This is a genomic window from Pseudostreptobacillus hongkongensis, assembly GCF_001559795.1.
In the GTDB taxonomy this organism is placed as follows: Bacteria; Fusobacteriota; Fusobacteriia; order Fusobacteriales; family Leptotrichiaceae; genus Pseudostreptobacillus; species Pseudostreptobacillus hongkongensis.
Genome location: NZ_LOHY01000120.1, coordinates 1 through 12,364 on the forward strand (window position 1 = coordinate 1; position 12,364 = coordinate 12,364).

A 12,364-nucleotide genomic window follows, 5' to 3' on the forward strand; every position below is an offset into this window, starting at 1 on the left:
ATTTTTTCAAATTTGAGATTATAATACCAAAATCAAAAAAAGCAATAATATTTTGAAAAAAAAATATATATGTGATAAAATTCAGATATATTTAAGACATAAGAGGTCAATATGAATTATAGATTAATAATATATAAAAATGGTGATTTTTTTAAAGAAGAAAAATTTCAAGAAAATAATGAAAAATATATAATAAAATGTAGTAAAATGGACGGTGCATCATATAAGTTTGTTGTTGTTGATGAAAATGAAACAAAAAGGAATGTAACATATAATCATACAAGTCCTTTTGCAACAGAATTTAGAGCATATTGTTCAGAAAATGAAGATGCAAAACCTATAACAGGTATACAAAATGGAATAGATATATTAGTAGAATTTTTTCCAACTTCTAATTCTTTTGTTTTGTATAAAAAGAAATTTACAAGATTTAATATAGACTATAAAAAATATGTAGATGTAAAACCAGAAAAAATAGAAATTTCTGGAGATTTTAATTCATGGACACCTGAAACAGAACCTATTAAGTTTATTGGACATGATAGATATGAAGTTACTTTAAATGTTGAAAATGGATATTATGAATATAAGTATTTAATAAATGGTAAATGGTTCCCAGAAGGGCAAAATGAAATATTAGTAGTCGGAGAAAATGGTAACCTTTTCCCTGAAGGTAAAATGGGAACAGGTGTATTTTCATATAATGTAAAACCAGGTATCAATTCAATAGAAGGTATAAGGGCTATATTACATGATCCTAAAAAACTTATATATTTCAATAAGATAACAGAAAAAGAATTTGATTTTAGTATAAGAACACAAAAATTCGATGTTTCAAGATTGTATATTTCAATAATAGTAACAAGTAATGGTAAAAAAGATGTTGAAAGGATATATGAACTTGAAAGATTTGTTGATAATACAAATTCTTTTGACTATTTTAAAAGAAAACTTACTTTTGATGAAGATGTAGAAAAATTAGAATATTTTTTTATTCTAGAAGATGGGGGTATTAAAAAATACTTTTCACCTAATGGATTAGTAGATAATATAGAAAATAAGTATATTTATGATATAAATAATAAAGAAAATAATGATATTTTCTATATCCCTTATTGGAGTAGAGAAGCAATTTGGTATAATATTTTCCCTGAAAGATTCTATAATGGTGATGTATATAATGATCCCATATTTAATGAATTTGGACCTTCATATTTTACTAAAAATAGTAACCATGAGTCTAAGTTTATAAAACCATATAGATGGTCTAAAGATGAAAAAAGCCCTAGATTTGATAGAAATAGATGGTTTTCTGATTTTTCAGATAGAACAGAATGGGAAATTTCAGAAGAAGAAGGTCTAGATTATTCATTGAAATATGCAAGAATGTATGGTGGAGATTTAAAAGGAATAAAAGGGAAAATCCCCTATTTAAAAGAATTAGGAGTGAATGCTATATGGTTTAATCCCGTGTTTTATTCATATCAAAATCATAAATATGGTGCTAATGATTTTAGACATATATCACCAGATTTTGGTACTATTAGAACAAGTGGAAAATTACATGATGTATATATAAAACAAGATAATCCTTATGGTAATAAAAGTTATGTAGATGTACTTGGTACAGATGCTATGAATAATTCAGAACTAGAGTTATTAGAAGTTAATTTAGTTGGTAAAAATAAGGGTAAAAATGGTTATGGGGAAACAGAAGATCCAAGTACTTGGGTCTGGACAGAATCTGATTTAATTATGGTAGACTTAATAAAAGAATTTCATAAAAATGGAATAAGAGTCATATTTGATGGGGTATTTAACCATAGTAGTAATCATTGTTTTGCATTTAATTTAGCTATGGCAGAAGGTCCAGATTCTAAATATGCTAATTGGTATACGTTTACGGACTATACAGGTTTTCAAAATATATTAGAAAATATGAATGAAGAAGAAGCATACAATATATTAAATTCTAATAAAAAGAACGTAAGATATAATGGATGGGCAGGATTTAATACTTTACCTGAATTTAATACTTTTAATGAAGATTGGAAAGACTATATTTTCAATATAACTAGAAAGTGGATGTTAGGTCCAGATGGTAAATCTTCAACTAATTGGCAAGAAGATGATGGTATAGATGGTTGGAGATTAGATGTTCCTAATTGTTTAGAAAATCAATTATTCTGGAAAGAGTGGAGACATGTAGTTAAAAAATGTAAAAAAGAATCATATATAACAGCAGAATTATGGGGAAATGCTGGTGATGATATTAATAATGGTGATAAATTTGATGCTGTTATGAACTATAAATGGCTTGAAGTAGTTATAGCATATTTCATAAATCAAGGTAAAAATTATGATGATAGATATAAGCTAAGTGCTGAAGAATTCTTACTTGAACTTAGAGAAAAAAGAACTTGGTATCCATATCAAGCAGTACAGGCATCACAAAATTTAAATGGATCACATGATACAGATAGACTTTATTCAAGAATAATTAATGATACTTTAGGTAGAAATTTAGAAGAAGGTAAACAATATGAAAAAGGATATAACAATATTAGACCAGACCTTGCTTCTAATTATCATCCTAATACAAGTATAGATTGGATAAACTCTAAAATAAAACCTAAAGATATACTTAAATTAATTTCAATATTCCAAATGACTTATGTAGGTGCACCTATGCTATTTAATGGTGATGAAGTAGGGATGTGGGGAGCTACAGATCCTTATTGTAGAAAACCTATGCTTTGGGATGAGTTTTGGTATGATGATGAAAAAAATAATTCATATATTAATAGAGGAGAAGTGTATGAACAAAAACCAGATAAAGACTTATTTGAGTGGTATAAGAAGTTGATACATATAAGAAAAGAACATAAATGTTTAATATATGGAAGAATAAAATCAGTATATTTTGATAATGAAAAAGATATAATAGTTTATGAAAGATATAATAAAGATGAAAGTATAATAGTAGCAATTAACAATAGTTTTAATAGCTATAACGATATAAATATCACTACTTATCATCAAGATAAATCTATGTTAGATTTATTAACAGGTAAAAAAATTAGAACAGATAAAAATGGAGAAGTAAAACTTGATATACCAGCAAAAAAAGGGTATATATTTTATCTTAAAAAGAAATAATCGGAGGTATATATGGTATCCGTTATAAGGGCTAAAAGAAGTGCGATTGGTAAATATAATGGTATGTATAAGGAAATACCTTTAAGCAAAATAGGAGCAGATCTTGCAAACAGTTTAGTTAAAGATTTAAAAATAGATGAAGTAATCTTAGGTAATGTATTATCTGGTAATTTAGGTCAAAATATTGCAAGACAAGTTAGTGTTAAGTCTGGTCTTGATTTAGAAATACCCTCTTTTACAGTAAATAAAGTTTGTGGTTCAGGACTTAAAGCTGTATGGCTTGGAATGCAAAGTATAATTGCAGGTGATAATGATACTGTTTTAGTTGGTGGACTTGAAAAAATGACAGATTCAGACTTCATACTTAAAGATGGACTAACAGATGCCTTTTCAGGAATACATATGGGAATTACTGCAGAAAATATAGTAGATATGTATAATTTTTCAAGAAAAGATCTAGATGATTTTTCATATAATTCTCAAATGAAAGTAAAGGAAGCTATGTTAAAAAATATTTTTAAAGAGGAAATATTTGATAATAGTGTAGATGAATATCCAAGAATAGATCTTGAAAGAGAAAAATTAGATAAATTAAAACCAGCGTTTAAAGAAGATGGAGGAATAACTCCTGGTAATGCTTCAGGAATAAATGATGGAGCTGCAATGCTTGTTCTTATGAATTATGAAAAAGCTAAAAAAGAAAATCAAGAAATACTTGCACAAATAAAAGGATTTGCAAGTTATGGTTGTGAACCAAGTTTAATGGGCCTTGCTCCAGTTAAATCTACACAGAAATTACTTGATAAATTTAATTTAAAAGTGGAAGATATAGATCTTTTTGAAGTAAATGAAGCATTTGCATCAGTTGTACTTGCATTTAAAAAAGACCTAAATATACCTGATGAAAAATTAAATGTTAATGGAGGAGCCATATCTTTAGGACATCCAATAGGTGCAAGTGGAGCTCGTATTTTAATAACTTTAATTTATGAATTAAGAAGAAGAGGACTTAAAAGAGGAATAGCAACTTTATGTATAGGAGGAGGTCAAGGTATTTCAGTTTTAGTTGAAATATAGGATTTATGAAAATAGGAATAGATAAAATATCTATGGATGTATCTAATAAGTATATATCTATAGAAGAACTTGCACTTAAAAGAGGTGTTGAGGTAGATAAATTTTTAAAAGGTATAGGTCAAAATCAGATGAGTGTTGTATCTAAAAATCAAGATATAATAACACTTGCATATATGGCAGCAAAAGATATAGTAGATGATTTTGATAGAGAACACATAGATTTAATTATTTTTGCAACAGAAAGTTCAGTAGATGAATCTAAAGCGGCTAGTATATATTTAAAAAATTATTTAGGAATAAATGATTACTGTAAGTGTATAGAAATGAAACAAGCCTGTTTTTCTGCAACAGCAGCTCTTGATTTTGCAAAAGCTCATGTTAGTATGAATGAAAATTCAAGAGTTTTAGTAATAGCTTCTGATATATCAAGATATGGTATAAATACATCAGGAGAGGTAACTCAAGGAGCAGGTGCTATAGCTATGATAGTTTCAAAGGGACCAAGAATATTAGAATTTAATAATGATGAAGTTGCATATACTGAAGATATTATGGACTTTTGGCGTCCTACATATTCTAAATATGCATTTGTTGATGGTAAATTTTCAGTAGAAAGATATTTAGGGTGTTTAGATAAAGTTTGGCAAAGATATAGACAAAAATATTCTTTAACAGAGTTAAAAGCTATATGTTTCCATGTTCCATATACTAAACTTGCAAGAAAAGGTTTAGAAAATATTACTGTAAATGAAAATATTATGGAAGAATTTATTCATTCTATTAATTTTAATAAAAGAGTAGGAAATATATATACAGGTTCTCTGTATCTTTCATTACTTTCTTTATTATCAAACACAGAAACTTTAAAAGCTGGGGATAATATAGGTATGTATAGTTATGGTTCAGGTGCTGTTGCTGAATTTTATAGCTTAAAATTAGTAAAAGGATATAAGGAATATTTAAATATAGATCTATTTAAAGAAAAATTAGATTTAAGAAAAAAAGTATCCATAGAAGAATATGAAACTATGTTTTTTGAAGAATCAACTGATGTTGAAAATAATTCAGAAGGATTAGAATTTTATTTAAAAAATATATTAGATCATAAAAGAATTTATGAATTAAGAAAAGAGCAGTAATATGTGGAAAGATAGCTATAAAAAAACTAGATTAGAAAGAATAGAGTTATTAAAAGAAGGTAAATATATAGATGATAAGGATTATGAATATTTAAAAAATTCAGAAGTATTATCAGATGATTTAGCTGATAAATTTATAGAAAATCAAATATCTGTATATGGTATACCTTTTGGAATAGCAACTAATTTTTTAATAGATGGAAAAGAATATGTAATACCAATGGCTATAGAAGAACCCTCTGTTATTGCTGCTTCTTGTAATGCAGCAAAAATAATAAAAGCAAGTGGTGGTTTTAAAACTAGCTTAGATGAAAGAATAATGACAGGTCATATATCTTATTATAATGTTAAAAATATTGATGGAGCAGTAAATATCATTAATTCTATGAAAGAAGAATTAATAAAACTTGCAAATGATAGTCAACCTAATCTTATAGAACTTGGTGGTGGAGCACAAAGTTTAGAAGTTGATATAAAAGATGAGTTCTTAGTAGTTTATCTACATGTTAATACATTAGATGCTATGGGTGCAAATAGTATAAATACTATGCTTGAAGTTATAGCTCCTATAATCCAAGAAAAAATATCAGCTGAAAAATTAATGAGTATAATATCTAATTATTCAACACATTCTTTAGTTGTTGCTGAATGTGAGCTAGATATTGAAGAAAAAATAGGAAAAAAAATAGAAATGGCTTGTCGTTTTGCAAATTCTGATGTATACAGAGCTGTTACGAATAATAAAGGTATATTTAATGGAATAGATGCCCTAGCTCTTGCAACAGGAAATGATTGGCGTGCAATAGAAGCTGGAATTCATGCTTATGCAGCACGTAATGGAAAATATATGAGTTTGTCTGAATGGAAATATGAAAATGGTAAACTTTATGGAAGATTAGAAATACCTATGGCTATTGCAAGTTTTGGTGGTAGTATAAAAATAAATGAAATATCTAAAATTTCATTTGATATTTTAGGTAATCCTGATGCAAAAACTTTAGCAAGAATAACAGCTTGTGTCGGTCTTGCACAAAATTTTGCAGCACTTAGAGCATTAGTTACTGTAGGTATACAAAAGGGTCATATGAAACTTCAAATTAAATCTTTTGCAATATATGCTGGGGCAAAACTTGAAGAAATAGATTTAATTACAGAAAAATTAAAAAATGCAAAACATATTACCATAGAAGATGTTAAGAAAGTATTATTAGAAATTAGAAAATAGGTGAGTTATGAAATTATACACAGTATGTTATCTTATTAAAAATAATGATATTTTAATGTTATATAGAAATAAGAAAGAAAATGATATAAATGAAGGAAAATGGGTTGGAGTAGGTGGAAAAATAGAAGAAGGAGAAAGTCCTTTTGAGTCTATAAAAAGAGAGATAAAGGAAGAAACAGGACTAATTGCGAATAAGATAGAATTAAGGGGATTATTAACTTTTGTGTATAATGGTGAAATGGACTATATTTATGTATTTAGTTCAGAAGATTTTAGTGGAAAAATTATAGAATGTGATGAGGGTGAATTAGAATATATTCCAAGAAATAAGGTATTAGATCTTCCTATATGGGAAGGAGATAGATATTTCTTAAAAGATATAGTTGAAGGGAATAAAGATTTTTTTGCTTATAAAATGGAATATGTTGGGGATAAATTAATAAAAATAGAAAAAGAAAACTAATTTAGGAGATAAGTTTTTAAAGAAATAAAGAAATACAAAGATTAAAAGAAGAATTAAATAAAAGATAATAAATAAAGGAGAAAGTTTTTAATTGCTTTCTCCTTATTCTGTTAATTTGTATTAAATTGACTTTGATATAATTCTGAATAGAATCCTTTTTGTTCAAGTAATTCATTATGAGTTCCTTGTTCTATGATATCTCCATCTTTTAAAACTAAGATTTTATCTGCATTTTTAATTGTTGATAATCTATGAGCTATAACAAATGTAGTACGACCTTCCATTAGTTTATTCATAGCTTTTTGTATTAATACTTCAGTACGAGTATCAACACTTGAAGTAGCTTCATCTAGAATTAATATTGGCTTATTAGCAAGAATAGCACGCGCTATTGTTAATAATTGTCTTTGACCTTGTGAAATATTAGAAGCATCTTCATTAAGTTCCATGTTGTATCCTCCAGGTAAAGTTTTTATAAAATGATGAATATGAGCAGCTTTTGCAGCATCTATTACTTCTTTATCTGTAGCATCTAGTTTTCCGTAACGAATATTTTCCATTATAGTACCTTTAAATAACCAAGGATCTTGTAAAACCATAGTGAAATAAGATCTTAAATCTTCTTTACTTAGTTTAGTAATATCATGATTATCTATACTTATTTTACCACCATTAATATCATAAAATTTCATTAATAACTTAACCATAGTAGTTTTACCAGCACCAGTTGGACCAACTATAGCTATCATTTGACCTTTTTTTATATCGCTTGTAAAATTCTTTATTATAGTTTGATTTTCAATATATCCAAATTTTACATGATCAAAATTAACATTACCTTCAACTTTTTCAAGTTTGATAGGATTTTTAACAACAATTTCTTCAGGAGCATCTAAAAATTCATAAACTCTTTCAGCACTTGCAGTCATACTTTGTAATTGTGATAAAACTTGAGCCATAGTACCTAGAGGGTAAGTGAAATTACGTATATATTGTATGAAAGCTTGAATATCACCAACACCTATACTTCCTTTTGAAACTAATATTCCACCAAATAAAACTATACCAACATATCCTAAACTTCCAACAAAGTTTACAATAGGAAACATTAATCCAGATATGAAATTAGATTTCCAAGAATAGTTATAAAGTAATTTATTTTTCTCTTTAAATTCATCTATACTTTTTTCTTGATGATTAAATGCAGTTATAATATTTTGTCCAGAATAACTTTCTTCAACAATACCATTAACTTCAGATAATGTTTTTTGTTGTCCTATAAAGAATTTTTGACTTATTTTAGTAGAAATAGCCATTAATAAACCCGAAACAGGAACTACAGTTAATGCAACAAGAGTAAGTGTAGGACTTATAGTAAGCATCATTATTAATATACCTATTATAGTAGTTACACTAGTTATTAATTGAGTTAAACTTTGGTTTAGTCCTTGACCAAATGTATCTATATCATTAGTTATACGTGATAAAGTTTCTCCAACTGTTCTTTGTTCAAAATACCCCATAGGTAATTTATTTATTTTTTGACTAATTTCTTTTCTCATATTGTATGTTAAATCTTGAGAAATATTACTCATTAACCAACCTTGGATAAAACTAAATATAAATGAAAGAATATATAAAGCTAGAGTTAATAATAGAATTTTTGATATTTTATCAAAATCTATTCCTCCATTACCGTTAAATTTTTTAATTAATCCTTCAAACAGTTCTGTAGTTGCTTTACCCATTATTTTAGGACCAACTATACTAAATATAGTACTACTTATAGAGAAGGTTAGAATAATAATGATATAAATGGGATAATTTTTAAATACATCTACTAATATTCTTTTTATAGTAGAACTAAAGTTGTTTGCTTTATTGTTTTTCTTATTCATTATTTAAACCTCCTTTTTCTAATTCATTTTCACTCATTTGACTTTGTGCAATTTCTATATATGTAGGGCAATTTTTAATTAATTCATAATGTTTTCCTATACCTACAACTTTTCCTTCATTTAAAACTACTATTTTATCAGCGTTTATAATAGTTGCTATTCTTTGAGCAACTATAATTGTAGTAACATCTTTCATTTCTTCTTTTAACTGTCTACGAAGTTTAACATCTGTTTTATAATCAAGGGCAGAGAAACTATCGTCAAATAGTAAGATTTTTGGTTTTTTAGCAAGAGCTCTTGCTATAGATAATCTTTGTTTTTGACCACCAGAAACATTATTTCCACCTTGAGCTATATGGCTTTTAAATTTATTTTCTTTTGAAGCAATAAATTCCATTGATTGTGATATTTCTGCTGCTTTTTCTATATCTTCTTTAGATATATTGTTATTTCCAAATTGTATATTTGATTCAATATCTCCACTGAATAAAACACCTTTTTGTGGAACAAATCCGATTATATCTCTTAATTTTTTAAGACTTATATCTTTAATATCTATACCATCTATTTTAATTTGTCCTTTTTGATTATCGAAGAATCTAGGAATTAAGTGTAATAAAGTAGATTTTCCACTTCCTGTACTACCTATTATAGCAGTAGTTTTCCCAGCTTCTGCTACAAAAGAAACATCTGTTATAATAGAATCATCAGAATTATCAAAAGTAAATGTTACATTATCAAATTCAAGATTACCTTTTATTTCTTCAAGTTTATTATCTAATACTAATTCTTTATCTTTTATATCTATATCTTGTTCTAATATTTCATCTATACGAGCTGCAGCTACTGTTGCACGTGGTAAGAATGAAAATAGGAAAGTTAAGAATACAAAAGACATAAATATCTGTATAGCATAAGTTATAAACGCCATCATATTACCAACTTCAATATTTCCAGCATCTATACTTTTACCTCCAACCCATATTATTAATACAACTATTGCACTAATAACAAAAGATATAGCAGGAGATATAACTGACATGGCTCTATTAACGAAAAGTTGATTTTCTTTAAGTTCTATATTACTTTTATCAAATCTTTTTTCTTCATATTTTTCACGACCAAATACACGTATTACAGATACTCCTGTTAATATTTCACGGCTTACTAAATTTACTTTATCCACTAATACTTGCATAAGTTTAAATTTAGGAGTTGCAAAACCTATAATAGTTCCTATTGCAAGAGATAGAAAAGCTAATCCTAAAGCTATAGTCCACCACATACTAAGATCTGTCTTAGCCACGTTATATATTCCTAAAATTGCCATTATAGGGGCATAAAATGCAATGAATAACATCATGTTTAATGCCATTTGTATTTGTTGAATGTCATTTGTACTTCTTGTTATTAGTGAAGCAATAGAAAATTTATCTATAGTTTGTTTTGGAAAAGATAAAACTTTTTCAAATGTTTTTTCTCTAAGATTAAATGCAACTTTTGATGATATCTTACTTGCTATCAAGTTTATGAAAATTGAAGCAATTCCAGCTATTAAAGTTACAAAAAGCATTTTTAAACTTACAGATACTAAATAATTGACTCTTAAATTATCTATATCAATTCCAATATTTTTGTATTCGTTTTTAATAAAGTTTAAACTTGCCTGTTTTGTTATAGTTTCAGCTTGATCACCCAGTTTATTTAATGCATCTTCTTTTTGTTTAAGTAATGTATCTTTATTGATGACTCCACTATTTACACCTTGTTTTATATTCTCAATTGGTATATTTTGTCTTTCAGCACCCATTAATACCGTTGTTGTTTCTTTGAAAATTTTGTTAACCTTATCTACATCTTTTTCATCTAAATTATTAAGTGTATATTTATCATTTTCAAGACTATAACTTTTATTAATAGTATTTATTTCATCTTCATTCATAAATAGTTCTAGGTTTTCTAGACTGTTTTTTGATATTTTTTCAGGTATAGAATTTTTAATTCCATTTTGTGCTATCCCTAATCCCTATATTTACAATATCACTTGTATAACCTGGTAATTCAAGCTCAGTATATGCTCTAAGTCCAAGTAAGGTTATTAATAATAATAGTGCTAATTTGTATTCTTTTAAATATTTAAATAATCTCATTATTTTCACCATCCTTTTCAAGTTCTTTAATTTCTTTATTAACCATATCTATCATTTTATTCATAAGATGTTTCCATTGATTAATTTCATCTTTATCATATATAGATAATATTTTTATAAAAAACTTTTTATGTTCATTTTTAAACGATCTAATAGCTTCATTTCCTTTTTCTGTTAATTTTAATATTTTTTTTCTTTTATCTTTTTTATCTATATCAATGTATACAAGAGAATTTTCTAATAATTTAGATGTTATTGCAGTTACTCTTGGTTTTGTAACTCCAAGTTCTTCACCTAAATCATGCATACTAATCCCATTATTTTCTTTAATGATATGTAGTAATCTAAACTCTATTTTCCTAAAAGGATTTTTATCACATTTAGATAGTTTTTTCATACTAATTCTAAGAATATCCATAATTTCACTTAATTCTATATATTCGTTTTCAAGCTTATTTTCCATTTGACCTCCTTATAATATGGTTAACACAATTAACTTTATAGTTTACTTTGTTAACTATTATACTTAAATTAATATCTGATGTCAACCTATTTTTTAATTAAATAGAAAAAGAAATCAGAAAATACATATCAAATTTAAAAAATACACTATGAAAAAAATTGAGATAATGGTAGTATATTAAATAAAAAAATAAATAATAAGGAATATATAAATGAATAGGATTTTGAAATTTTTAATATTTTCTTTTATATCTGTTCTTTTTCTTATTTTATTATCTAAATAAATTTGAAAATATAAATTGGGATAAATATATGAGTTATATGGGAGATTATCCTATTTTAAGGATAGTTATATTTGTAGATCGTGGAGATGAATCACCTATTATGGATGAAATAACTGTAGATGATCCCAAAGAAAAAGTAGAGAAATTAAAAGAATTTTATAAAGAATTAGAACAATTCTATAATACAGATACATTTAGATTTGTAATAAGAGATTCAGAATTGTTTTAATATTTAATATAAAGAAACATTCACCTTTGCAATAAGGTAGAAAGGACTTAAATGAAAAAATATCTGTTATTACTTTTACCAATAATAAGTAATGGAAACAATTTTATAATTTAGTTATATTAATTAGTGATGTGGTTAATTTGAGTAAATCGACCATAAATTATTCTAAAAACACTGTTTCTGAAATAAATAATATTATTAAAAATAGAATTAAATCAAGTTATACAGAAAATAATAATATCTTAGCTAAAGGGAATTAAGTTTCTTTTGTTGGTAAA

10 protein-coding genes are annotated in these 12,364 nt (G+C 26.2%); 6 read left to right on the top strand and 4 right to left on the bottom strand.

Annotation, left to right across the window (positions count from 1 at the left end; all coding sequences use genetic code 11):
• Positions 1 to 111: 111 nt before the first annotated feature.
• The 5 genes from AYC59_RS06065 to AYC59_RS06085 are packed head-to-tail and all read left to right on the top strand — an operon-like array spanning position 112 to position 7,063.
• Complete coding sequence (locus AYC59_RS06065; protein ID WP_066896393.1) at positions 112 to 3,159, top strand: alpha amylase N-terminal ig-like domain-containing protein; 3,048 nt, start codon at positions 112 to 114, stop codon at positions 3,157 to 3,159.
• Between the two features lie 12 nt (positions 3,160 to 3,171).
• Complete coding sequence (locus AYC59_RS06070; RefSeq protein WP_066896396.1) at positions 3,172 to 4,236, top strand: thiolase family protein; 1,065 nt, start codon at positions 3,172 to 3,174, stop codon at positions 4,234 to 4,236.
• Positions 4,237 to 4,241: 5 nt separating this feature from the next.
• Positions 4,242 to 5,375, top strand: a complete 1,134-nt coding sequence (locus AYC59_RS06075) for a hydroxymethylglutaryl-CoA synthase (protein WP_066896399.1) — start codon at positions 4,242 to 4,244, stop codon at positions 5,373 to 5,375.
• Position 5,376: 1 nt separating this feature from the next.
• A complete protein-coding gene (locus tag AYC59_RS06080) occupies positions 5,377 to 6,600 on the top strand; it encodes a hydroxymethylglutaryl-CoA reductase, degradative (RefSeq protein ID WP_066896402.1) in 1,224 nt (407 codons plus the stop codon).
• A gap of 7 nt (positions 6,601 to 6,607) precedes the next feature.
• Positions 6,608 to 7,063, top strand: a complete 456-nt coding sequence (locus AYC59_RS06085) for an NUDIX hydrolase (RefSeq protein WP_066896405.1) — start codon at positions 6,608 to 6,610, stop codon at positions 7,061 to 7,063.
• Positions 7,064 to 7,173: 110 nt separating this feature from the next.
• Here AYC59_RS06085 and AYC59_RS06090 read toward each other — a convergent pair whose 3' ends face one another.
• The 4 genes from AYC59_RS06090 to AYC59_RS06100 are packed head-to-tail and all read right to left on the bottom strand — an operon-like array spanning position 7,174 to position 11,574.
• A complete protein-coding gene (locus AYC59_RS06090) occupies positions 7,174 to 8,961 on the bottom strand; it encodes an ABC transporter ATP-binding protein (protein ID WP_066896408.1) in 1,788 nt (595 codons plus the stop codon).
• Complete coding sequence (locus AYC59_RS06095; RefSeq protein ID WP_211260023.1) at positions 8,954 to 10,903, bottom strand: ABC transporter ATP-binding protein; 1,950 nt, start codon at positions 10,901 to 10,903, stop codon at positions 8,954 to 8,956. Before AYC59_RS06095 ends, AYC59_RS06090 begins: the two co-directional genes overlap by 8 nt.
• Positions 10,904 to 10,958: 55 nt before the next feature.
• A complete protein-coding gene (locus tag AYC59_RS08070) occupies positions 10,959 to 11,111 on the bottom strand; it encodes a hypothetical protein (RefSeq protein ID WP_211260024.1) in 153 nt (50 codons plus the stop codon).
• Positions 11,098 to 11,574 carry a MarR family winged helix-turn-helix transcriptional regulator gene (locus AYC59_RS06100; RefSeq protein ID WP_066896411.1) on the bottom strand — a complete coding sequence of 159 codons (477 nt, stop codon included), beginning with the start codon at positions 11,572 to 11,574 and terminating at the stop codon, positions 11,098 to 11,100. Before AYC59_RS06100 ends, AYC59_RS08070 begins: the two co-directional genes overlap by 14 nt.
• Before the next feature lie 311 nt (positions 11,575 to 11,885).
• Between AYC59_RS06100 and AYC59_RS06105 the strand changes: the two genes are divergently transcribed.
• On the top strand, positions 11,886 to 12,086 hold the full coding sequence (locus tag AYC59_RS06105) for a hypothetical protein (RefSeq protein WP_066896414.1): 201 nt from the start codon (positions 11,886 to 11,888) through the stop codon (positions 12,084 to 12,086).
• Positions 12,087 to 12,364 lie beyond the last annotated feature (278 nt).